The following is a 24261-nucleotide window of genomic DNA, read 5'->3' as shown; positions in this document are numbered from 1 at the left end:
AAAAATGGGGGTTACAGAAGGTTTACAAACGAGATATTTTCTCTTAAATGAGTTAACAACATAAAAATCAAAACAAAGAATATCAATACATTAACGAAAATAAATAGGTTTACAAAATGAGAATAGTTCAAAGTCTATATTTTCTTGAAAAAATCCGTCAGATTTACTTTAGAATCCATGTTTAATTTTTTTCTTAGTCGATGTCTTGACATTTTTACGGCTTGTTCACTCACATGATTTAGCACAGAAATCTCTTTGGTACTTAGGTCTAATCTCAACAAGGCTGCAAGGCGTTTTTCATTTTTGGTCATAGTTGGAAACTTCTTTTCTAGTAATTCAAAAAATTGATTATTTACAAGATCCAAGCGTGCCTGAAAATCCACAAGGTCTTTTCCTATTAGTTTATTGTGGTGAAGCTCTAAGGAAATATCTTTAAGTGCTTTTTTTGTTTCTTGACTCTTAGCAGAAACCTGTTTTATGATCTTCTCAATATGTGTCAAAAAATCATTTTTTTGAACCAAATGCAAAGCAAAAGTAGAAAGTTCTTTATCTCGAAATTCTAGTTCTTGCTGAATTTTTTCTCTTTCCAATGCAAGCTGTTTGTTTTGAGCGTCAAGAATCTGTTTTTTCTGTTGGGCTATTTTTCTTTCTTTGAGAAGTTTCGTTCGTTGCCAAAAAAACAAAAATATTCCTGAAAGAATAGAAACTGCTAGAATAATGATCAAATTCCATCTCTTTTTATTCTGAAGGCTTTGTTCTTTTTGTAGCTCAATGATTTTTTTTTCTTTTTGTTCATTTTCAAATCGAGCTTGCAATTCTTCAATCGTATTTTGCTGGGCAATGTCATAAAGACTATCATTGTGCATTATGAGCTCTTTTTGGTACTCGTAAGCCTCCTGAAAATTTCCTTGTTCAGTTGCGTATAAAATCCACCCTTCCAATAAGTTTTCTCTCCAGTTTTTAAACTTTAATGAATCGCAAATTTCTTGAGCTTCAAAAAGATATCGTTTCGCTTTGTCAAACTCTTTTTGTTTAACATAATTGAATCCTAAATTGGTACTGGCAATCATAATATCTTTTAAGTCCTGAATTTCATGAGATATTTTATAAGATTCGATAAAAAGGTTTTCTGCTTTCTTAAAATCTCCATTTTCCTCATACTGAATACCCAAGTTTACCTTTATAGCTGCCATTTGAAACAAATCTCCTTCTGCTTCATACAGTGCTAAAGACTTTTGATAATACTCCATGGTCTTTTCCGCTTCATTCAGATCTGCATAAATATTCCCTATATTATTATAATTACCAGCAAGTTCTATATTTCTCTGATAAATTGAATCTAAATGCACGGCCTTCAAATAGTATTCTATTGCCTGATCATAGTTTTTCCTTTTTCTAAAAAATATTCCTACTGTTGTGTAAACCGACGATGAACTTCTATAGTCATTAAGTTTATCAAATATGGTTAAGCTTTTTATATAATATTCTAAAGCTTTCTCATATTCTCCAAAATGATCATAAGCCAAGCCTAATCCAAAATATCCTTGAGCTTCTCCTTCTTCATATCCTATACTTTTGGATAGATCTAAGGTTTTTTCTGCAAAATCCTGACTCTTTACATAATCTATTTCTGTATAATAATAGAAAAGATCAATCATCAAATTCACTTTTTGGGTATCTACTTTTGCAAGCGATAATTGAGATAATAATTTATCTTCAATATTCTGCGCATAAACACTTTTTATACTGATTACTAATGCGATTGTAATAATTAATACCTTCTTCATATCACAGGATTATTTTTATCACTTGTCTTAAATTCATTTGTTGTTATTCTAATAGGTCTTTTTTATCTACCCATTCTATATTTTTCACACGGGCATCCAACATATTGAAATCAATAGCTGTTTTATCTCCCAATATGAGTGTGGAATAATCGAGATTGGCAATATTATTTTCATAAAATGCAACAAAATCATTAAAGGAATAGTTTTCCAATTTTTTTAGTGCTTTTTCGTATAAGTCACGTTCAAAACCTTTCTTTTGAAGCACATACCAACGCTCAAAAATATAGCGATCTTTGAGTCTTTGAGATTGAATCTGTTTGATTAAACTCGTTTTTGATTCCTCAAAAAGTTTTACATCATCAGGACTTCTTTTTATCAAAGTTTTTAATCCATTTAATGCCAAGGGTAATTTATCCGCTTGAGCACCTATATATCCCATTACATAATCATGCTTATTTTTTCTTGTGGCTTCTCTTATTGTTATATAAGTAGAATATGCTAAACCTCTTGATTCTCTTAATTCTCTATAAGCCAGATTTCCAAAATAACCTTTATAAACTAAATGGTCTACCCAGTTATTTTCGTGTACCACACCACTTTTAGCTACCATGAGTACTTCGGCTTGTACCATTTGATGATGCATAAAATAGGTTTTTTGTTCAATATTTTTTTCCAGAATATTTTTTTCTTCACGCTGATTATCAAAAGCTACAAATTCTAGATTTTTTTTAACTTTATTAAAAGGTTTTGGTCCAAAATAATGAACATAATCAAGCTCATGAAAGAAGTTATTTACTGCCAATAATAAATCCTTTTCATTTACGGAAGTAAGAAATTTCTTTGAATAAGTATCCATCATAGGATTCTCTTTTCCATGTTTAATATGACCCAAAAATACCTTCCAAAGCAAGTCTTCTTGCTTATAAAAGAGATCGGACCTTTGTTTAATTTTAGAAGCAATAAAGGATTTGAAAATTGTAGAATTTGGTTTTGGTTTTTGAATCAAGTTTTCAATTAAAGACAGTGTTTTGGGTAAGCTTTCTGCCAAGCCTTCCATTTGAATTCTTATTGTTTTTGATGCTATTTTAAGATCCCAGTTCACCCCATTTTTATAAAACTCATTGGTTAATTCTTCTTGACTCATTTCGGCACTTCCCAGCTGTTTTATATACTCTAAACCTAGAGCAAGTAGCGGATTATCATAAGAGCCTTTCTCCATAATAAACTCAAGCTGAAAAAGGTCATTTGCTTTGTTTTCAACAAAAAAGTAGTTTCCTTTTTTGTTCTTTTTCAAGATTGCATCAATATCTTTAAACTCCTGTTTTTCTACTTCTTCAGGCAGGTTTGATACCTCTTTATAAAAATCAGATTTACTATTTTTCCTTCTTTTTATAGGAGTTATTTTTGGAGCGGCAATTTTTGGAGCTTTAAAATTTCCTTGTTCCATAGAAATGGTACAATAGTTATTCTTAAAAAAATCATTTGCTTTCTTTACAATATCCTGTTTACTAATATTTTTATACTTCTCTAATCTTTGTATAAAATCCTCTGTAGAGTAATCATATAGCCCAGCAGAAAGCATTTCATTGGCTCTATGCTCGTTATTATCAATGCGTTTTAAGTACTCGTTTTTAAGATCATTATAAGCTGCTTTTGGTAGCCAATCTGGGAATGCTCCAAGCTTTAGTAACTCTATTTGCTCAAAAAGTAAAATCTGTGTTTCCACTAATTCTTGATTATCATGCCCGTTACCACCAAGAATAAAAGTAGAATAATCCTCATTTGACCACAAATAAGCATAGGCATCTTGTACTCTATTGGATTTAATCAAATTTTTGTCCATTAAACCTCCAAAACCATTAAAAAGCATTCTTTCTATAATAGAAAATACAAAATTATCATCGGCTCTATATCCTGGAAGACGATAACCAATGGCTACTTTCGCACTTTCATTTCCGATAGTTTTTATGTTCTCAACACCTTTTAGCTCTGTGGCAATTTGCTTTTCTTTTATTAATTCTTTTGAATTCCAAGATCCAAATTCTTTGGCTATTTTTTTGATGGTATTTTCATAATTTAAATCACCAGACAAAACCATAACCATATTATTAGGAATATAATATTTATTATAAAAATCTTTTATTCTTTTTATAGAAGGATTCTTTAAATGTTCAGGTTTTCCAATGGTAGTTTTTGTTCCATAACCATGCTGGGGATAGAGTTTTTTCATTAGTAAATCTGCTATTCTATCATCATCAGATTCACAACTAATATTATATTCTTCATAGACAGCTTCCAGTTCGGTATGAAATAACCTTATCACCATATTTTGAAATCTGTCGGCTTCTATTTTAACCCATTTTTCTAGACTTTTTGAAGGGATATTGGTAAGATAAACAGTTTGATCAAAAGAAGTATAAGCATTGGTTCCATTACTCCCCATTTCTGCCATTATTTTGTCGTACTCATTGGCAATAGAATATTGCGAAGCGATATAAGATAAACTGTCTATTTCTTGATAAATTTTCTCCCTTTTTTTTCCATCAGATGAAGATTGATATTGCTCATATTTCTCTTCAATTTTATCTAGAATTGGTCGTTCTTTTTCCCATTGATCAGTCCCTAATTTTTGAGTTCCTTTAAACAATAAATGTTCTAAATAATGTGCCAAACCCGTGTGGGTATTTGGGTCGTTTTTACTTCCCACTTTTACTCCTATATAGGTTTGAATTCTCGGTGCTACTTCGTTCTTACTTAAATATACTTTTAGACCGTTATCTAACTGATATACTTTATATTCAAATGGATTTTTCCCACTTTCTATTTCCTTAAAACCCTCTTTTTTATCACAAGAATGCAATAAACTCAACAGTGTTCCTAGAAAAACAAGTACAAAAAATTTTAATAAATTCCTTTTAATCATCACTTTAAGATTATAATTATTCAAATTTACTATGCAGAAATGGTTTTCGGGAATTCTTTTGGTAAAAATAGCCATCCTATATTTTTTATTATAATACATTTAAAAAACACGCTTAAATCGTTCTTCAATTAGCTATTTATCACCATGATTGATTTACAAACACTTAATCTTAGGGTAATGTTTTATTTAATTGTAAATTAGATTTTTACATTGTATAAAAAATATCTAATTCTACATTTATACTTATCAACAAGTCTGTTGATATCTGTTCTTAATAAACTGAAAATCATTAACGACTTTTCAACATTTTTTGTTAATTAAATTTAGTAGCACGTTTACAAGTTTTTAAAATTAGCTCTTGATATTTTCATTTAGATTTCTTAATGAAAAAAAATCCTCAAAAAACCTTCATCAACCTTTCAAAAATAATCCACAGGATTACCCACAGAAAATAGGGGTTATCCTCAGGTTTATACACTAGAAATTTATCCACAAAAGACTGTTGATAGTACTTATCCACAGTTGTGAATAAAAGCATTAAATTGATTATTATTAGCTAAATAATACGTTGATAAGTCTGTTAATTTTGTTCATAACAAATGATAAACTAAATAACAAAGAATTTAAATAATGACTTATCAACGGATATATTATATATAATAGTTTTTAGTATTTATAAAAAAGAAAAAGGTCTATAACTAATATATATTGATTCAATTGTTCAAGTTGAAAAACTGGGGCTTTTGTCTATCTTTGGAAAACAATTTTTTGAATATGGCATCCATTACTCAATATCAGTATATCGTGGCGGTAGATACTTATCGTCATTTTGCTACGGCGGCAGACAAATGTTTCGTGAGTCAGCCCACTTTAAGTATGCAAATAAAAAAGCTAGAGCAGGAGTTAGAAGTGGTCATTTTTGATAGAACAAAACAGCCTGTTTTACCCACTGATGTCGGTAAAAAAATTATTGAGCAAGCCCGCAAAATTTTGAGTGAGGACAAGAAGATAAAAGAGCTCATAAATTTTCATAATAATGAAATTTCTGGGAGCCTAAAAATAGGAATTATACCTACTTTGGCAAATACGGTTATCCCTCGTTTTTTAGGAACATTTAAGAGGAAGTATCCGCAAGTTTGCCTAGAGATTGAGGAATTGAAAACAGAACAAATTTTAGAGCGTTTAAATAAGGATTTGATCGATGTAGGGATTCTCGTAACTCCATTGCCAAACGAAGAGGCAATAACAACTATTCCCGTGTTCTATGAGGATATCAAAATCTACGTAAATAAAACACATGATCTATTCTCAAAAGAACAAATTAAGACTACTGATCTTGATACAGAAGATTTATGGTTACTGAATACTGGGAACTGTTTTCAATCTCAAGTAATCAATCTTTGTGCGCATAGAGGAACCGATAATAGCCATACAGGTTGTGAATACAAATATCAAAGTAGTTCTTTTGAAACGCTCATAAAAATGATTGATAGGGAAGGAGGGTTTACATTGTTACCAGAATTAACCGTTTTAGATTTGGAGGATTCTAAACTGAAACATATAAAAGAATTTTCTGATTTTACTCCTTTGCGGGAAGTGAGTATTGCGGTATCAAGAAATTTTTCGAAGGAAAGATTGGTATCTTTATTGGAAGAATGTTTAAAATCGGTTGTCTCACCCGTGATGCATTATCGAGAAAGAGGTCAAATTGTAGAATGGAAATAAAAGATATGAAAAAGTTTTTGCTGGTGGTCCTTAGTTTAGGATTTTTTACAAATTCGCTCAAGGCACAAAAAATAGAAGGAAAATTTCAAGCCAATTACCCAGGAGGTGATAAAATTGAACTTCACATTTACGAAGGAAACAAAACAAAAAAAGTTTCTGAAGTAAATATTACGAATGGACGGCAATTTATCTTTAAAAATGAAAAACGCCCTGTTGGGTTGTATAAAATAAAAGATCCAAAAACCAAACAAGGATTTGACATAATATTAAATAACCAAAAGGAAATAATGTTCTTTTTTAATTCTAATTCACTTAGAGAATCGAGTGTTTCTGAGTTAGAGAATTCACTATATACAACGTATCAAAATTCACTTAGAAGAAAAAATATCGTTCTTCAAGGCATCAAGAAAAATTTGTCGATTCCTAATCTTAGTCAAGAAAAGAGAAAAGCCTATATGGAAAGTATTCAGAAAACCGAAATGCAACATTTCAAGAAAGTTTCTGAATTGGTAGATAAGGGACCAAAAACATTTTTCACCGCCATGATTTTGGCACTCGACCCCGATAATAAAAAGGAGATGAGTAAATTTTGGGATGATTATGATTTTAAAGATACACGCTTGCTAAACACTCCAGTTTTATCAAAAAGATTGTCTCAATTCATCGTGAGATACGGGCAAGGACAGAAGTATAAAATGATGGACTGTGTAGATGAGTTTATGGGAAGAGCAAAAGTAACACAGGAGGTTTATGAGTTTGCTGCTTATCAAATGCTCGAAGGATTTCATAATAGCGGATTTAAAGATATTTCGAAATATATAATGGACGAATATATTTATGGAGAAGACTGTGGAGGAGATTTTAAGGTGAGTGACTTGCTAAAAAAGAAAGGAGAATCTTTCAAGAAACTCTCGGTAGGAGCGGTAACTTTTGATTTTAAAGCTCCTGATGACAAAGGAAAGAATATCAGATTCTCAGATATTGTATCAAAAAATAATTATACCATGCTTTTCTTTTGGTCTAGCTGGTGTAAGCACTGTGAAGAACAAATGCCAGAAATAGAAAGACTGTATGACGTTTTAAAAAAGCACAAAGTAGAATTTGTAGCATTCTCTATGGATAATTATAAGGCCGCTTGGCAAGATGCTTTGAAGAAGCAGAAAAAAGATTGGGTGAATGTTTCAGATCTTAAAAAATGGGATTCACCAATTGCAGATGATTTTAGAGTAATAAAAACCCCTTCATTTTTTATTGTCAATAATAAAAGACAACTCGTAGCTGCACCAAGACATATAGGTGAGGCAAAGAAAGTATTTGCCAAGATTGCTGAAATTGGCGGTTTATAGTGAATCTATATCAATTAGTTTTTAACCCTCTTTGAAACGTTTACAGACTTTTCGGGAGGGTTTTGTTTTGGAGAAAATGTCCATTAGGAGAGCTTTAATAATAGAAACTATTGGCTTCATAAAACTCTGTTTTTGATTATAATATAAGTTATAGCCTTTATGGTGTTAATTTGCTGAATATCATAATCCCCCTTTGAAGGGGGTAAGGGGGATGTTACACAAAGTAAACACCTATAGAAAGAAACTATTGGCTATATAAAACTCTGTTTTTGATTATAATATAAGTTATAGCTTTCGTGGTGTTAATTTACTGAATATCATAATCCCCCTTTGAAGGGGGGAAGGGGGATGTTACACAAAGTAAATACCACCTATAAAAAGAAACTAAAAAATGCTATTCGATAATGAAACAAGATGCAACATCCCCCTTACCCCCTTCAAATAGCTTGTCCCGACTATTCGGGAGGGATTTGAATTACAGAGCTTGTCCTAACTTTTCGGGAGGGTTTTGTTTTGGAGAGAATATCCAGTAGGAGAGTTTTAATAATAGAAACTATTGGCAATATAAAACTCTGTTTTTAATTATAACGAGAGTTATAACGTTAAGTAAATTCCAATTAACATCTTATAATTTAGTACCTTTGCAGGTCAAAATTATTATAAAGTGCTGATATTTAACTACGAAACGGACTTTCAATTAGAGCAAGAAGAAAATATCCAATTATGGATTTCTAAACTCATTGAAGAAGAATCTCTAACAGAAGGTGATATCTCTTATATTCTTTGTGATGATGAGTATCTTCTTAAAATAAATAGAGAATATTTGAATCATGACTATTACACGGATATTATCACATTTGATTATGTGGAAGATTCGGTAATTAGTGGTGATTTATTTATCAGCATAGAACGCATAAAGGATAACGCAGAATATTATCAAGTCAATTTCGGAGATGAATTACTTCGAGTACTTTGTCATGGAGTACTGCATCTTTGTGGTTACAAAGATAAATCTGACGAAGATGAAAAACTCATGCGTACAAAAGAAGATTTTTATATAACCCTTTATAAAAAAATGTTCCACGTGGAACAATAGGTGAAATTATGTTTGGAGAAAAACCATATAAGGTAATCGTTGTAGGAGGTGGACATGCGGGTTGTGAAGCAGCTCATGCTGCCGCAAAGATGGGTGAGCAAACACTTTTGATTACCATGAATATGCAAACTATCGGGCAGATGTCTTGTAATCCTGCCATGGGAGGTGTTGCAAAAGGTCAAATAGTTAGAGAAATAGACGCTCTTGGAGGAATGTCAGGAATTATCACTGACGAAACCATGATCCAGTTTAAAATACTCAATAGATCCAAGGGACCTGCTATGTGGAGTCCACGAGCTCAATCAGACCGAATGCGTTTTGCAGATCGATGGAGAATAGAGCTTGAAAAACAAGAAATGTTGGATTTCTGGCAAGATATGGTTACTGATCTTATTGTGGAAGATGGAATAATAAAAGGTGTGAAAACACAGTTAGGAATGACCATTTTTGCAGAAACAGTTATACTAACAAACGGTACTTTTCTGAATGGAAAAATCCATATAGGAAATAAACAATTTGGTGGAGGACGTTCTGGCGAACATGCTGCAAAAGGACTTACAGAAGCTTTACAAGAACTCGGTTTCGAATCGGGTAGAATGAAGACAGGAACCCCACCAAGAGTGGACGGAAGAAGTCTGGATTATTCTAAAATGGAAGAACAACCAGGAGATGAAAATCCCTTAAAATTTTCTTATACGCAAACCAAAGTATTGGAAAAGCAAAGAAGTTGTTATATCACTTATACCAATCCTGAAGTACATAAAATTTTGGAACAAGGATTTAGTGAATCACCCATGTTTCAGGGCAGAATAAAAGGACTTGGACCAAGATACTGCCCATCTATTGAAGATAAAATCACTCGTTTTTCTGAGCGAAATAGACATCAAATATTTGTAGAACCCGAAGGAGCGGAAACCTGTGAAATCTATGTTAATGGATTTTCTACTTCCTTGCCAGAAGAAATACAATATCAAGCACTGAAATTGATTCCAGGTTTTGAAAATGTGAAAATGTTTAAACCAGGTTATGCGATAGAATATGATTATTTTCCGCCAACACAATTGAGAAGAACACTTGAAACAAAAAAAGTAAACGGACTTTATTTCGCAGGGCAAATTAATGGAACTACAGGCTATGAAGAGGCAGGATGTCAAGGATTGATAGCTGCTATAAATGCCGTAAGAAAAATAAGAAAGGAAGAGGAATTTGTTTTATTGAGAAATGAAGCTTATATCGGCGTTCTGATAGATGATTTGGTAAACAAAGGAACAAATGAACCTTATAGAATGTTTACCTCAAGGGCAGAATATCGCTTATTATTAAGACAAGATAATGCAGATATTAGACTTACCGAAAAAGGTTATCATTTAGGTTTAGCTGATGAAAATCGTCTTGTTAGATTGAAGGAAAAACTTGAATATGCAGATCAATTAGATGCATTTATTCAGAAAGAATCAGCAGATCCAGTTCTTGTAAATCCTATTTTAGAAAGAATCGGTTCGCAAATTTTGAAACAAAAAAACAAAATAAAGAACGTACTTTCTAGACCCAATGTAAGCTTCAAAGACCTAGAAGTTTTGCCAACAATCAAGGAATATTATGAGCAAAACGGAAGAGATGAAGAAGCCATTGAGCAAGTAGAAATTCTTACAAAATATAGTGGATATATAAAGAGAGAAGAAGATAATGCCAAGAAACTAGAGAAGCTAGAACAAACAAAAATACCCGCTTGGGTAAACTTTGAAGAAATCCCTTCTTTAAGTTCTGAGGGAAAGAATAAACTCAAAGAAATTAAACCAGGAACTATCGGTCAGGCATCAAGAATTTCTGGAGTTTCTCCCTCAGATGTAAGTGTGCTTTTAGTCTATATGGGAAGATAAATAAAAGTTCCACGTGGAACAATTCATGTTTTTTAGCCAGAAAATTTTAAATAATTGTAAAAAATAAGCCTGTGAAAACTCAATTTCACAGGCTTATTTTATCGTAAAGCAGATGATTATTATTCATCAATTTCTATATCTTGGATAGGAATCATATCTACACGAGTAGCATGTCTTCCTCCTTCAAATTCTGCAGCTAAAAATGCTTCAACGATTTCCAAAGCTTCTTTTTCTGAAACAAAACGAGCAGGTAAAGAAAGAATATTAGCATCATTATGTTGGCGAGCCAAACTCGCTATTTCTGCATTCCAACAAAGTGCAGAACGAACAGCTTGATGCTTATTTACAGTCATATTAATTCCATTTCCACTTCCACAAAGAACAATCCCAAGTGATTCTTCATCCGTATGTAATAACTCAAAAGCTACGGCATGCGCATATTCAGGATAGTGAACACTATTTTCTGTAAAAGGTCCGATATCTTGAACGTTAATTCCTTTTGATTCTAATAAAGCAACAATCGCTTTTTTATAACTCACACCAGCGTGATCTGATCCAATGATAATTTTCATGACTTTTTTTTACAAAAGTAAACTATTATCTGAATTGAAATAAATAGAAGCGTTTAATAAAATGAATATCCATGATGCTTATTGAAAATATAAAGCAAATGAAATATTTAAAGTGAAAACAAAAATATTTGTTTAATATAGAAACTTAAAATTTCGAATAATGAACAATCAAATTTTGTCAAAATCTGATATTATGGCTTCCTTTTTAGGACATGCGATAGGTGATGCTTTGGGTGTACCTGTAGAATTTTCGACAAGAAAGTCTCTTATCAAAAATCCGGTTACTAATTATAGAGGATATGGGACTTGGAATCAACCACCAGGTACGTTTTCTGATGATTCTTCTATGATGTTTTGTACAGCAGAAAGTTTATGTAAAAGTTTTTGTTTAGATGATATGGCTCAGAATTTTGTTAAGTGGTATCGCGATGGATTTTGGGGAGCCCATAATAAGGTTTTTGATATTGGAAATACCACAAAAGAAAGTATAGAGAGAGTAATGAAGGGCGAAAATCCTTTATTTAGCGGGGCTTTTTTTGAAGAAAATAACGGTAATGGATCATTGATGAGAATTCTTCCAATGATATTTTTCTTAAAAAATGAAAATGATATCAATAAAAGATATTCTATGATTAAAAAAGTATCCTCGATAACACACGCTCATTTTAGATCAATTTTTTCATGTTTTTTGTTTGTAGAATTTGGTTTAGAATTATTAAAATTTGATACTGAAAAAGCTTATAAAATAGCCATTGACAATGTGAAGAATTATGCAGAAATTCAAGAATTTAATAGTAACGAGTTAATTTTGTTTGATAGAATATTATCAGGTAATCTAATGTCTATTGTTGAAAACGAAATACAATCTGGAGGATATGTTCTTAACACTTTGGAGAGTGTTATATGGTGTTTGTTGAACTCGAACTGACAAGAGTGATAAAATTTTTGACTCCACTGTATTCCATCAAAAACCACTCGAACTGACAAGAGTGATACTATTTTACTTCTCTGTCAGTTCGAGTGATTTCTTTGAAGAGAAACGGAAAAGAAATTGTATCGAGAACTTTTTTGACGATCGTATGTTGTTCTCGATACAATTTTTGACTCCATTGCATTCCATCAAAAACCACTCGAACTGACAAGAGTGATGCAATTTTGATTCCACTGTATTCCATCAAAAACCACTCGAACTGACAAGAGTGATGCAATTTTTGACTCCATTGCATTCCATCAAAAACCACTCGAATTGACATAGAGATGCAATTCAATACCATAAATGACATTAAATGTGAAAATTGGTTTAAAATTGAACATTTCATTAAAAAATGTGCTTTTTGAGAGAAAATCTATCAATTTTTGGGCAATTTTGTCTAAAGATTGTCACTTGTATTAAAAATGTAAAGATATGCGTATTGCAGTTGTAGGAGCCACAGGTTTAGTGGGTTCCAAAATCATAAAATTGTTAGAAGAACGTAATTTTCCTGTAAAAGAGCTTATTCCTATTGCTTCTTCATCTTCTGTGGGTAAGAAAATTAATTTTCAGAATAGAGAATTTAACATAATAACAGCGGATGAAGCATTAAAACTCGAAATGGATATCGCACTTTTTTCTGCGGGTTCTGAGACTTCAATAAAATATGCTCCATTGTTTGCTGAGAAAGGAACATTTGTAATTGATAATTCTTCGGCATGGAGAATGCACAAAAAGATTCCTTTGGTAGTTCCAGAAATAAACCCTGAAACAATTTCTGAAGAAACTAAAATAATAGCCAATCCAAATTGTAGTACCATTCAAATGGTTTTGGCTCTTTTTCCACTTCATAAAAACTATGGACTAGACAGAATTGTTGTTTCCACTTATCAATCGGTTAGTGGAACAGGAAAAGCGGCTTTAGATCAAATGAATCATGAAAGGCAAGGAGAAGACTCAGCAAAAGTTTACCCATACCCTATTGATCAAAACTGTATTCCTCACTGTGATGTTTTCCTAGAGAATGGTTACACAAAAGAAGAAATGAAACTGGTTCATGAAACACAAAAAATATTAGGTGATTCCTCTATTAGAGTTTCTTCTACAGCCGTAAGAGTACCCGTAACGGGAGGACACAGCGAAAGTGTTAATGCAAGATTCAAAAAGGATTATGAGCTTTCAGATGTACGCAAAATGCTTCATGAGCAAGAAGGAATAGTTCTAAAAGACAATATTGATACATTAACCTACCCTATGCCGCTTTATGCAAAGGAAAAAGACGAAGTTTTTGTGGGAAGATTAAGAAGAGATGAATCTGATGACAATACTTTAAACATGTGGATTGTGGCAGATAACCTTAGAAAAGGTGCTGCAACCAATGCCGTTCAAATTGCCGAATATTGTTTAAAATTCTTTTAGGAATCTCTAGTATAACAAAAGAGCTAAATTCATAGTGATTGAATTTAGCTCTTTTTTTCCTTAATACCTTATTGAACCTTCAAGTAAATTATAAGGCATAATTCACCTTAAAAATGAGCATTCTTGGTTGAACATAATAGTTCGTTGTAGAGCTTATTTGATCAGAAAAAGAGTTCGCATTTATTTGTTGAGTATTCAATAAATTGGTCATCCCCAAAGACCACTCCCATTGGCTATCCTCATTCTTTTCATAAGAAATTCTACTATTAAGGAAATCATAAGTATTCAATGCCTCACCTTCTTGTGCATATCTATAAAAGCTGTAGTCTGCTTGAAATGTCCAAGAATCTTTTATTCTCCATTCCACTTCCAAAAAAGGTCTGTTTGTGGTGTAGTTTTGTGTATTTCTATGGTTGTCAAATTGATCATAATTATGCTGATATCCAATTTCAAAATTAGGTCCTTTATCAAAATTGGTTCTTAGGCTTGCTTTATAAAGTTGTGTAAAAGAATTTGATTCTACTATTTTGTTTTCCAAAGTATTAAAGTTGTTTTTTAATCCAATTCTGGTATTAAAGTTTAGCTTTATTTTCCCAATAGATTGATCCACTTTACCTCTAAGTGTCCAAGACTCGTCCTCTACCGAAGAGTTTATTATTGAAGAAATGGCATTGATTCCCTCATACACAAAGTTATTTTTAATAGCATCTTGATTTCTGTTATAACTCAATTGTGCATTAACTGATGTTCCATTGTAAAAACTAAAACTGCTATATGCCAAGCTATAAGTATCATAAATACCATTTTGAATCCCGTTATTTCCTTGATAAATACTTCTGTAGTTATTTAAAACATAGGAATTTATATAGGAGTAAACATCTGCAAAATGTGCCGTACGGTTGTAGTTGAATCTAATATTTTCATTTTCTTTGAAGCGATATTCTAACATGAGTTTTGGAGATAAAAAACCTTTATTTTTGGAGTTTAATTGTCCTTTTTGTTCATCTTTAATATGATATTGATGGTAGGTGAAGCTAGGATTGATTAACCACTTCCCTATCAAGTGTCGATAATTAACTCCTGCAAACAAATCATTGAATGAAAACAGTATATCATTATTAAATTTATCATCCGAAAAACCAATTTTTGTTTGTTCTTGGAATTGAAAAATACCTGAGTTAAAGTTTTGATTACTATAAGTGTTACCTAAAGTGAAACTGATATTTTGTTTTTTATTAAACACCCAATAATAATCTATTAAACCATCTAGTTTATTTGTGTTTATTTTTTTATTTTGCCCGATACCAATAGGCATATTAATATCAAAATTTTGATAAGGAAACAGCGTTGAAAACGGTAGAGATGCATTGCTTTCTAAATTGTTAAATTCTGCTTCATAAAAGGGATTTTCTTTAGACCAAAGATGTTTAATATCTATACTGATAATATCTTGGTTATCGAGTGTTTTGTAGATATTTAAAGATTGGTTGACAGATGCGGGATCGGCATTCCTATATTCCTGGATATTATTTTCTATTTTAGAGGATTGCGAATGAATATCAACCGTTTCTTGTTCATCTGAAATTTTTCCAAAAAGGGTATAATTTATCTGTAGGTTTTCATCTTTTTTATACACTAAACTTACTTTTCCTAGTGCTAATGTATTTTCTTGATGAGTGATTCTATTAGAGCGTTCAAGCTCTTGATCTTTAAGAAAAAGACTGGTTTTAGCTTCTCTCATATCTGTTTGATTTCCACTATAAACAAAGAAAGTGTTTAAACGCAATTTTTCATTGAACTCATAATCCAAATTTAGCGCACCAAACTGCGTTCCTATTTCTTCGGCTCTGTTGTTTTTCATACTCGAAAAACCCAAATTATCTGAGCTTAGTGCTAATGAAGTTCCCTGATTACGACCTTGTATTCCTCCTGTGAATCTAAAAAAATCTCGTCTGGTGAATGGAATATCTCCATTATTATTAAAGTTTGTGAGTACGTTTACGCTCAATTTCGGGCTATAATAGAATAATTTTGGGTTCACAATATACCTATTTTCGTAACCTATTCCTGCCGAAATATCTCCAAACCAAAAGTTCTTTTTACCTTCTTTTAGTTTGATGTTTAATGCGATATTATCTTGGTTATTTCTTACATTTTGGAGTTGTTTAATATCAGAAAAATTCTTGAGAACCTCTATTTTAGAAACCGCATCTGAAGGAATATTTTCTACGGCAATTTTAGAATCACCGTCAAAGAATTTTTTTCCCTCAACAAGCACCGTTTGTACTGTTTTTCCTTCTACTTCCACTTCTCCATCCTCATTTACTTCTACTCCTGGTAAGTTTTCCAAAATATCTCCTAGTTTTTTTTCTGTTCCGTTTGTGAAGTCATCAGCATGATAAACTATGGAATCTCCTTTTACCATTATGGGAATATTTTCCACAAGTTCCACCTCACCCAGAGTGGCATTTTGTTCTTTCAGAATAAGATCTTTTTGAATGGGCTGTGTAGTAGTGTTTATTATTAAACTATCTGATATATAACCGATAAAACTCGTTTTGACAAGATAAGTTTCATGAGCGTTTAGGCGTAGTTTAAAACGGCCATTTAGATCAGTAATTCCAAAACTTTCCATTTTGCTTTCCCCTTTTTTAAAGCTCATTAAATTAGCTGAAGGAAGCGGTTTTCCATTTTCATCCAATACATGCCCTGTAAATGTAATGTGGTTTTGAGCGTAAGAATTGGCAAAAAATAGAAACATTACTATATAGACGAATTGATATTTCATATCGTTGTATTTTAGTGTAAATCTTCCTCTAAATTATTTTCTTCTTTGGTGTGATCTGCGTCTATTTTTCATCTGTTGTTCAATCTCTTTTGTTTTCTTTACAAAAAGTGCATCGTATTCTGATTTACTGATCTTTTTGCCTCCTTTGGGTTTTTCTATTTCTTTGGCTTCTTGACTATTTAATTGAACTTTAGAACAAAGAAAAGTAAGACTGTTCGTTTTTAATTCCAATATTAAACCTGGTAGTCCATTGAATTTGTCAGGTCCATAAGGAACAGGAATATCTAAGGTAAACCAAGCAATGATTTCACTCTCTATTTGCTCAATTTTTTGTTTTTCTGACCGTTTTTTGCCAAATTTTGGCTCAAATGGAGGATATTCTTTCGTTTTTGCCAATGCTTTGACACAAGTATATTTTCCTATTTTTTTTGTTTCACCCGTAATCTCCCATTCAAAATTGCCTAGTGCATTCTGTATAGAAAATGTTTTACCATACATCTCGCGTTTATCAATTGTTTGTTGAGCTTTCGTATCTACAAAGTATTGAGAACTTCCTTGGTTGAGTAAAGTGCTCATCATTGCCATTCTTTTTGCTCTATGGCTAGATGAGGCACTTTCAGCACTTTCATTATTGGGTTTTGTATAAAGTGATCTTCCTTTTGAATCAAATTGTAAAACATATTGTTTCATAGACGCTTCATTGAGCATCCCTTTTATGCGTTTTTGTCTTTCAGGTGGAGCCTTCATATTTGAAAAATCGATAATAACTTTTGATTTAACGGTGTAATAAGCAGTACCTTCAAGTGTACTTTGAGCATTGCTAGATAGTGTCCATCCAAAAATCAAACAGAGGGGTAATAAAAGTGTTTTCATGGCTTTGTTTTTTTAATTATGTTACCAAGGGTTGAAAACACGATATAATACCGTTTACGTTGTTAATTTGCCCATATATTTTGTTCCTTTTTCGGAGTTTTTCGTTGTAGAACATCTCTTAATCCTCCTCCTGAAAAGTAAGAACAACTCTGGAATTCAAATCCCCCTTTGAAGGGGGTAAGGGGGATGTTGCATCTTGTTTCATAATCGAAATAGCATTTCTTTAGTTTCTTTTTATAGGTGTTTACTTTGTGTAACATCCCCCTTCCCTTCAAATAGCTTGTCCCGACTTTTCGGGAGGGCTTATAACTGTGAGTAAATTAACACCATAAAATGATATAATTTCGAAATTTGTGATTATCAACCTTGGTGCATATTGCTAATTTCATTCTTTATTTGAATCATTTACAATACAATATATTTAGACTCGTTTTTCATAGACCAAATTCCAAAAACACTCGACAAGTCTTTTTATTACAATTTGTAATAGGGATTTTATGAATATTAACAAGATGTTTTTAAGCTTTTCCTCTAGCTTTGTTATATTTGGGGAAAACTTACAATATGAAAAGGTGGTATTTAGCTTTAGCATGGTTGCTATTAGCGCAATTTTCTTTTGCTCATGATTATTATTTTTCTATTACAGAAATAGATTATAATGAACAAAAAGGGACATTGGAGATGAGTATAAAAGTTCATACTCACGATTTAGAGGTGGCATTTAAGAAAATGGGAACCACTTGTGAGAAAAGTATTCAACAAAGTCGTTTTGTAGGTCAAGCAGATATATGTCTGTCAGATTATTTTGGATCTCATTTAAAAGTTTTTCAAAACGGAGTGAAACTCTCTCCTATTTTTGTTGGGAAAGAAGAACATTTAGATGGAAATTCTTTTATTTATTTTGAATTCAAAGGAGTCAAAAAAGCTGAAGCAATAGAAGTAGTAAATACTATTTTAATAGCTCATTATAGTGATCAAAGAAATATTGTTCATTTCAAAAAATCTCCTCAAAGTAAAAACAATACCTTTTATTTTAATGGGATCAATACCCATCATACTTTCGAACTTAAATAAGCTCACTTATGAAGAATCTTTTCTTTTTATCTCTTTTTGCAGTAAGTATTGCATTTGGTCAAAACCAGTTTTATAACAATAATAAGTTTAAACAGCTTAAACAAGAACTTGCAACACCCAATGTGTATAGAGCGGCAAGTGGAGCACCAGGACACCAGTATTACCAAAACAATGCTCACTACTGGATGAGTATTGAACTGGATGACGAAAACCAATCTATAAAAGGAGACGAAACCATAGAATATGTCAATAATTCACCTGACAATCTAGAATATCTTTGGCTACAGCTAGATCAAAATATCCGTAAAAAAGATTCGGATAGTAAAATGGCTGCTCGAATGAATTTTAGTTCCAAAACACATTCTTATTACCTTAAAAGGATGCATACGGAGTTTGATGGAGGTTTTAAAATAGAGCAAGTTACTAGTGCATCGGGTAAAAAATTGGATTATACCATCAACAAAACGATGATGCGTATAGACTTAGTAAAACCATTGAAGCCAGGACAAAAATATAAGTTCAAAATAAAGTGGAACTATAATATAAATGACAGAGATAAACTAGGTGGTCGGTCTGGTTTGGAATACTTCAAAAAAGAAGATAATTACCTTTATACCATTGCACAGTTTTTTCCAAGAATGTGTGTGTATTCTGATATTGAAGGATGGCAAAACAAACAATTTTTAGGTAATGGTGAATTTGCACTTCCTTTTGGAAATTATGATGTAAAAATAAAGGTTCCTTCTGATCATATTGTATCGGCTACGGGTGTGTTGCAAAACGCAAAATCTGTACTTACAAAAAAGCAACTCAACCGTTTTAATAAAGCCAAGAAAACCTATGACAAGCCTGTTTTTATTGTAACCGAAGAAGAAGCAATAGAAAACGAAAAGGAAAAAGCAACAAGAAATAAAACATGGCATTTTAAAGCGAAAAATGTAAGAGATTTTGCATTTGCTTCGTCCAGAAAATTTATTTGGGATGCCATGGCAGTAAAACAGCAAACAAAAGATGTATTAGCCATGTCTTTTTACCCAAAAGAGGGAAATCCGCTTTGGGAAAAATACTCTACTCATGCTGTAGCCCAAACCTTGGAAACCTACTCACGTCATACCTTTGACTACCCTTATCCTGTAGCCATTTCTGTTCACACAAAAAGTATCGGGATGGAATACCCAATGATCTGTTTTAATGGAGGAAGACCCGAAGCCGATGGAACGTATTCGGCGAGAACAAAATACGGAATGATCTCCGTAATTATCCATGAAGTAGGTCATAATTATTTCCCAATGATTATCAACTCCGATGAAAGACAATGGACTTGGATGGATGAAGGTTTAAACACTTTTTTACAGTTTCTTACAGAACAAGATTGGGATTTAGATTATCCTTCACGTCGTGGACCTGCACACAAAATTGTGGGCTATATGAAAGGAGAAAAAAGTAATATTATGCCTATTATGACCAATTCTGAGTCATTACTACAGTTTGGGAATAATGCTTATGGAAAACCTGCCACTGCACTCAATATCCTTAGAGAAACGATTATGGGAAGAGAACTGTTTGATCATGCTTTTAAGACCTATGCACAGCGTTGGATGTTTAAACACCCTTCACCTGCCGATTTTTTCAGAACCATGGAAGATGCTTCGGGAGTGGATTTAGACTGGTTCTGGAGAGGATGGTTTTTTACCAATGAACATGTGGATATTGCACTAAATGATGTAAGAGAGACCTCAGTAAAGAAGGAATCACCTAAAGAGGCTTATCAACACATAAAGGAAGACAAGGAAACATTAAGAAACAAAGAAATTACCTATTCTAGAAACAAAAAAAGAACCGAAAAAACACGTTTAGAACGCTATCCAGAACTTAGAGACTTCTATAATGATTATGATGCGGATAAACCATCTAAAAGCGATTTAGAAGCTCATGAGACGAATATGAACCACTTAGAAGCGTATCAAAAAACGATGCTAGAAAATGAGTTCTATTACTATGCAATGGACTTTGAAAATATTGGAGGTTTGGTCATGCCCATAATTTTGGAATTTACTTTTGAAGACGGAAGCAAAGAAACCAAATATGTTCCCGCAGAGTTTTGGGTAAAGGACAACGTAAAAGGAACAAAAACCTTTTGGTTTACCAAAAAAGTTACTCAAATAGAGCTAGATCCTTTCTTAGAAACAGCCGATGTAGATAGAAATAACAACCACTGGCCAAGTAAAAAGGAGGCTTCAAGATTCGAAATTTTCAAGAAGAAAAGAAAAAGCTATAATCCTATGCGTGATGCTCAATAATGCATGAATAAACTTTTAAAAAAACCACTAATTAGGAAACTAGACTCTCATTGGTGGTTTTTTTGTTTTTGGAAAAATCGTTAATTTAGTATCATTATCAAAGTGGTTATATTTTGATTACTATGAGTTTATATCATCTATGGTGTTGCTTTACTGGTAAAATGTTGCATTATAAAACTTATTATGAGTGAAATGAAGTAAGTGAGGGATTAACAAATAATAGGTATTGAATATGGATAAGGGATTTTTAAAGAAAAGTATAAATATTTTGATTATATCAATGTCCTTTTGCGTTTCTTGTGATAAGAAGGAAAGAATGATGGAATTTGTTTCAAGACAGCAATATGAAGGTGTTGTGGTAGATAAATTCATAGACAAGAGAAATCATGCTACACAGACTTTATTGGTGGGTTCAAGAAAGTATGATTTACCAACTCCTCTTTTCGACCAAATAGAGATAGGCGATTCTATTGTTAAAAAAAAAGGATTTTATACAATCGAACGTTATAGGATGTCAAAACTAAAACTTATTGCTTATAACAGTTTTAGTAGTTATTATCCAATTGATACGAACTACTCCCCCGCTAACGAAAACACTCAGTAAATCCCCAGCTCCCCCCAATAAAAACACGGAGCATTAAATTTTTCAATTTCAGAAAGTAGAACATGGATATGGAAATTCGATTAATCACATTATTACTAGGAATTAGCTTTATTTCCTGTAATAACCCGATAGGTACACAGATTAAAGATCACGGAGAAAAGTCATTTAATGGAGTTGTAAAACGTTTGTATTATGACAAAATGGATCATGGAGCGTTTAAAGCTATTCTTCAGGATGGTAATGAAGTAGTTTATGTAACTAAAGATATTTATGATGCCCTGAAAGTTTCAGACTCAATTGAAAAGCATAGTGGAGACTATCATGTATATCAATTTAGGAATGATAGCTTAATTAATGTCTTTTTTTACAATGAGATGAACTCATATATGCCATTGGACACCAATGCAAGAAATGCACATTTTTGGTTAGAAAGGTATAAGCAATCTAAACGGTAGTTTTTAATTGGAAGTCGGTACGTAAAATGATATAACTATATGTTTGTAATCATTACTATTTTTATCATTTTCCTTTTCAGCCAATCTTAATTTTGATAAAGTTAGGGGCTTCATTTTAAACTGCTAAAAATTTATATCCAAAAGTGGATTTATATTCTTGCTTTCGTAATTTTAGGACTTATTTTGATACAGGTTTTATTTTCGATTTATACTCCAATTAATTATAACTAATCATGTTTAAAAACTTTATAAAGCACTTTTTATTTATTGTTACTCTTACCTTGGTTTCCTGTAAAAATAACTTAGAAACAGAGAGTGGAAACATTTTAAAGATAATAAAAGAAAAAAATGATCGTTCTTTAGTTATTGAGGATTTCAGTATAATACGTAAAGAGAATTTTCCGAATAATATCAGTGAATTTAGTTATTTCAATAAAGATTATACTCAATATATCTTGTATATTGATAATGAAGCGGGATCTCAATATGAACGTATTTTTGAGAATAGAGTCGGTAACGAATTTTCTTATAGGGGTTTCAATGGGAAAGACACTGTTTTTCACTTTATCAGTCCACGAAAACTACCTTTGTTTTACTATCTTTTAACAAGAAAATATGAAGATGAAATAGTTGTCATATCTGGTAAATACTATTTAAATGCTAATTCTTGTTTTGATTGCGAAATAGCTCCTAGGTATAATATGAATACCTACCAAAAAAATTTTTACTATAAAAATGAAGATTCATTAATGAAAGTAAAGGGAGACATGGAATTGTCTATTCTCCCTGAGGATACAGTTTTAGATTCAAAAATGTTATTTACATCAGATTTTGAGATATAGCAACACCTCCGCTGTCTCAAAAAACAGTTTCTCATTCTTGAGTAAATTCTCTTTTTGGGAAACGTACAGATAGCATAAAAAATATACCATTTATGGTGTTAAGGTGCAGTTTGTCAGTGTTATTCATCAATTTTTAAATTATTATGGACTCAACTAAAGTTAAACTAACAATAGTTTTTTTATCGATATTTTCGATAGCGATTGCTCAACGTTCGAGATTAGATTCTTTTTTAGTGGCGAATAATGTCAGTCAGGCAGAGTTTATAGTGGATCACTCAAGTGAGTCAAATTATATCTATCTGCAAAACAAGCCAAAAGAACATATTTGCAAATATTTACCGTTCTATTTGAAAGAGAATAAAAGAATTGTCTCCAAGTATCAGATTCCTTCAAAAGAAACACAAATACTGTTGATTACATTTGAAGATCCTTTTTTTGATAAACTTAGAGAATTAAAGGAAAATGACTGTTTAGAAGAAATGATAAACGCTCAATATTTTGATTACGGATCAATAGGGGCAAATTTGGTAGGGCTTTATTATAACTATAATGACGCTGCAATTTATCATTACAGAAACGGTGATATTACTTGGGAAGAGTTTCTAGACTTCGTTTATTATAGGTCAATTACCCAAGTGGGTTTTCATGTGGAAGATTTTCAATGTCAATAAAGACTTTGTTTTTGCAAGTTCCAAATGGATTTAAATAAGAGATAAATTATGTGGAAAATTATTCGAAAAGTATATCAAATAATGTTTATAATATCCTCTTTAGTGTCTGTTTTTATTTTGATTAGTTCAGAAGCTAACTCTAAATATGAATTCAATAAATTTATATACTCGGAAATTGTATATTATTTGTATTCTATATGTTTTATAACAGTTTTATTCAATATTATGTATGAGTTTATGAGGCTTTTTGTAACAAAATTTAAGAATCAGAGCATTGTTCTGACTCAGCTATATTGGTTTAGTCTTTTGTTTTATCTACTAAGTAACACAGTGTATGAAGGGCTTTATTGGGTACTAGATTAAGCTTGGTTTCCTCCAAAAAACACCCATAAATAACTGTTGAGAATTAGAATGATTTAAAAAAACTCAACACCTTATCAAACATGAATAAAGAAATTACAAGTCGTTTATTTTTTATTGAATTTATCCCTTGGTATTTTACTGATATTATACTAGAAAATTCCATCTGGAGTTTTATAATCCCTTTATTTTGTTCGATTATGATAAGCTATATAGGCTGGTCGAGAAAAAATACCGTTTTTGATCGTATAATCATTATTTTTAATATTTCATTAATTATTCAGTTACTTCAAACGATAAAATATAGATTCGAAATGCCTGAATTAGTGTTGTGGTTAGTATTGCTTTCATTTTTAGCTTTAAGGATCGTGTCAACCTATGAAGCTCGTTTAAATATCATGCGACTTATAAAAAAGATTAAATAGAAAGAATAGAGTATCACAATATATAAAAACAAAGAAGGTTCGAAATTATATTTTAGTACGATTCTTCTCATTTTCTCATGCATTTTTGCATCGTTATTCTGTTGTAAATAAAACCTATTAATACCATTTACGGCTTTCGTAGAATCAGAAG

18 protein-coding genes are annotated in these 24261 nt (G+C 31.8%); 12 read left to right on the top strand and 6 right to left on the bottom strand.

What is annotated here, in order from left to right; genetic code table 11:
* Nucleotides 1-134: 134 nt before the first annotated feature.
* A complete protein-coding gene (locus N4A45_04825) occupies nucleotides 135-1787 on the bottom strand; it encodes a tetratricopeptide repeat protein (GenBank protein MCT4664543.1) in 1653 nt (550 codons plus the stop codon).
* A 43-nt stretch (nucleotides 1788-1830) separates the two neighbouring features.
* Nucleotides 1831-4785, bottom strand: a complete 2955-nt coding sequence (locus tag N4A45_04820; protein ID MCT4664542.1) for an insulinase family protein — start codon at nucleotides 4783-4785, stop codon at nucleotides 1831-1833.
* A gap of 699 nt (nucleotides 4786-5484) precedes the next feature.
* Between N4A45_04820 and N4A45_04815 the strand changes: the two genes are divergently transcribed.
* The 4 genes from N4A45_04815 (at nucleotide 5485) to mnmG (ending at nucleotide 10757) form a co-directional block, all read left to right on the top strand.
* Nucleotides 5485-6435: a LysR substrate-binding domain-containing protein gene (locus N4A45_04815; GenBank protein ID MCT4664541.1), complete on the top strand. Its 951-nt coding sequence runs from the start codon at nucleotides 5485-5487 to the stop codon at nucleotides 6433-6435.
* A 5-nt stretch (nucleotides 6436-6440) separates the two neighbouring features.
* A complete protein-coding gene (locus tag N4A45_04810) occupies nucleotides 6441-7781 on the top strand; it encodes a thioredoxin-like domain-containing protein (protein MCT4664540.1) in 1341 nt (446 codons plus the stop codon).
* A gap of 664 nt (nucleotides 7782-8445) precedes the next feature.
* Nucleotides 8446-8877 (top strand): rRNA maturation RNase YbeY, encoded by a 432-nt coding sequence (gene ybeY, locus N4A45_04805; protein MCT4664539.1) that lies wholly within the window; start codon nucleotides 8446-8448, stop codon nucleotides 8875-8877.
* Nucleotides 8878-8885: 8 nt separating this feature from the next.
* Nucleotides 8886-10757, top strand: a complete 1872-nt coding sequence (gene mnmG / locus N4A45_04800; GenBank protein MCT4664538.1) for a tRNA uridine-5-carboxymethylaminomethyl(34) synthesis enzyme MnmG — start codon at nucleotides 8886-8888, stop codon at nucleotides 10755-10757.
* 119 nt (nucleotides 10758-10876) lie between these two features.
* Here the strand turns inward: mnmG and rpiB are convergent, their stop codons facing one another.
* Nucleotides 10877-11329 (bottom strand): ribose 5-phosphate isomerase B, encoded by a 453-nt coding sequence (rpiB, locus tag N4A45_04795; GenBank protein ID MCT4664537.1) that lies wholly within the window; start codon nucleotides 11327-11329, stop codon nucleotides 10877-10879.
* A gap of 160 nt (nucleotides 11330-11489) precedes the next feature.
* Between rpiB and N4A45_04790 the strand changes: the two genes are divergently transcribed.
* Nucleotides 11490-12257, top strand: a complete 768-nt coding sequence (locus N4A45_04790) for an ADP-ribosylglycohydrolase family protein (GenBank protein MCT4664536.1) — start codon at nucleotides 11490-11492, stop codon at nucleotides 12255-12257.
* A 67-nt stretch (nucleotides 12258-12324) separates the two neighbouring features.
* On the opposite strand, the gene N4A45_04785 is transcribed toward N4A45_04790, so the two are convergent.
* Entirely contained in the window at nucleotides 12325-12582 is a 258-nt protein-coding gene (locus N4A45_04785) for a hypothetical protein (GenBank protein ID MCT4664535.1), read from the bottom strand.
* A gap of 152 nt (nucleotides 12583-12734) precedes the next feature.
* Between N4A45_04785 and N4A45_04780 the strand changes: the two genes are divergently transcribed.
* On the top strand, nucleotides 12735-13718 hold the full coding sequence (locus N4A45_04780) for an aspartate-semialdehyde dehydrogenase (protein ID MCT4664534.1): 984 nt from the start codon (nucleotides 12735-12737) through the stop codon (nucleotides 13716-13718).
* Nucleotides 13719-13806: 88 nt separating this feature from the next.
* Here the strand turns inward: N4A45_04780 and N4A45_04775 are convergent, their stop codons facing one another.
* Entirely contained in the window at nucleotides 13807-16506 is a 2700-nt protein-coding gene (locus N4A45_04775) for a TonB-dependent receptor (protein ID MCT4664533.1), read from the bottom strand.
* A 33-nt stretch (nucleotides 16507-16539) separates the two neighbouring features.
* Nucleotides 16540-17379 (bottom strand): GLPGLI family protein, encoded by an 840-nt coding sequence (locus N4A45_04770; protein ID MCT4664532.1) that lies wholly within the window; start codon nucleotides 17377-17379, stop codon nucleotides 16540-16542.
* A gap of 564 nt (nucleotides 17380-17943) precedes the next feature.
* Between N4A45_04770 and N4A45_04765 the strand changes: the two genes are divergently transcribed.
* From N4A45_04765 to N4A45_04740, 6 genes are all read left to right on the top strand, one after another.
* The gene (locus tag N4A45_04765; GenBank protein MCT4664531.1) at nucleotides 17944-18453 is read left to right on the top strand and encodes a hypothetical protein; all 510 of its coding nucleotides are present in this window, start codon (nucleotides 17944-17946) and stop codon (nucleotides 18451-18453) included.
* Between the two features lie 8 nt (nucleotides 18454-18461).
* On the top strand, nucleotides 18462-20753 hold the full coding sequence (locus N4A45_04760) for a M1 family metallopeptidase (protein ID MCT4664530.1): 2292 nt from the start codon (nucleotides 18462-18464) through the stop codon (nucleotides 20751-20753).
* Between the two features lie 316 nt (nucleotides 20754-21069).
* Complete coding sequence (locus N4A45_04755) at nucleotides 21070-21357, top strand: hypothetical protein (protein MCT4664529.1); 288 nt, start codon at nucleotides 21070-21072, stop codon at nucleotides 21355-21357.
* 68 nt (nucleotides 21358-21425) lie between these two features.
* Entirely contained in the window at nucleotides 21426-21812 is a 387-nt protein-coding gene (locus N4A45_04750) for a hypothetical protein (GenBank protein ID MCT4664528.1), read from the top strand.
* Between the two features lie 233 nt (nucleotides 21813-22045).
* Nucleotides 22046-22654, top strand: coding sequence for a hypothetical protein (locus tag N4A45_04745; GenBank protein ID MCT4664527.1), 609 nt, complete (start codon nucleotides 22046-22048; stop codon nucleotides 22652-22654).
* A gap of 143 nt (nucleotides 22655-22797) precedes the next feature.
* A complete protein-coding gene (locus N4A45_04740; GenBank protein ID MCT4664526.1) occupies nucleotides 22798-23325 on the top strand; it encodes a hypothetical protein in 528 nt (175 codons plus the stop codon).
* Nucleotides 23326-24261 lie beyond the last annotated feature (936 nt).

This window comes from Flavobacteriales bacterium, from assembly GCA_025210805.1.
In the GTDB taxonomy this organism is placed as follows: domain Bacteria; phylum Bacteroidota; class Bacteroidia; order Flavobacteriales; family CAJXXR01; genus JAOAQX01.
This window is presented reverse-complemented; position numbering and strand designations above follow the sequence as displayed.

Coding starts and splice junctions, on each gene's coding strand:
- N4A45_04825 (MCT4664543.1), bottom strand. CDS start 1,787: ATGAAGAAGGTATTAATTATTACAATCGCATTAGTAATCAGTATAAAA.
- N4A45_04820 (MCT4664542.1), bottom strand. CDS start 4,785: ATGGCTATTTTTACCAAAAGAATTCCCGAAAACCATTTCTGCATAGTA.
- N4A45_04815 (MCT4664541.1), top strand. CDS start 5,485: ATGGCATCCATTACTCAATATCAGTATATCGTGGCGGTAGATACTTAT.
- N4A45_04810 (MCT4664540.1), top strand. CDS start 6,441: ATGAAAAAGTTTTTGCTGGTGGTCCTTAGTTTAGGATTTTTTACAAAT.
- mnmG (MCT4664538.1), top strand. CDS start 8,886: ATGTTTGGAGAAAAACCATATAAGGTAATCGTTGTAGGAGGTGGACAT.
- rpiB (MCT4664537.1), bottom strand. CDS start 11,329: ATGAAAATTATCATTGGATCAGATCACGCTGGTGTGAGTTATAAAAAA.
- N4A45_04790 (MCT4664536.1), top strand. CDS start 11,490: ATGAACAATCAAATTTTGTCAAAATCTGATATTATGGCTTCCTTTTTA.
- N4A45_04785 (MCT4664535.1), bottom strand. CDS start 12,582: ATGTCAATTCGAGTGGTTTTTGATGGAATGCAATGGAGTCAAAAATTG.
- N4A45_04780 (MCT4664534.1), top strand. CDS start 12,735: ATGCGTATTGCAGTTGTAGGAGCCACAGGTTTAGTGGGTTCCAAAATC.
- N4A45_04775 (MCT4664533.1), bottom strand. CDS start 16,506: ATGAAATATCAATTCGTCTATATAGTAATGTTTCTATTTTTTGCCAAT.
- N4A45_04770 (MCT4664532.1), bottom strand. CDS start 17,379: ATGAAAACACTTTTATTACCCCTCTGTTTGATTTTTGGATGGACACTA.
- N4A45_04765 (MCT4664531.1), top strand. CDS start 17,944: ATGAAAAGGTGGTATTTAGCTTTAGCATGGTTGCTATTAGCGCAATTT.
- N4A45_04760 (MCT4664530.1), top strand. CDS start 18,462: ATGAAGAATCTTTTCTTTTTATCTCTTTTTGCAGTAAGTATTGCATTT.
- N4A45_04755 (MCT4664529.1), top strand. CDS start 21,070: ATGATGGAATTTGTTTCAAGACAGCAATATGAAGGTGTTGTGGTAGAT.
- N4A45_04750 (MCT4664528.1), top strand. CDS start 21,426: ATGGAAATTCGATTAATCACATTATTACTAGGAATTAGCTTTATTTCC.
- N4A45_04745 (MCT4664527.1), top strand. CDS start 22,046: ATGTTTAAAAACTTTATAAAGCACTTTTTATTTATTGTTACTCTTACC.
- N4A45_04740 (MCT4664526.1), top strand. CDS start 22,798: ATGGACTCAACTAAAGTTAAACTAACAATAGTTTTTTTATCGATATTT.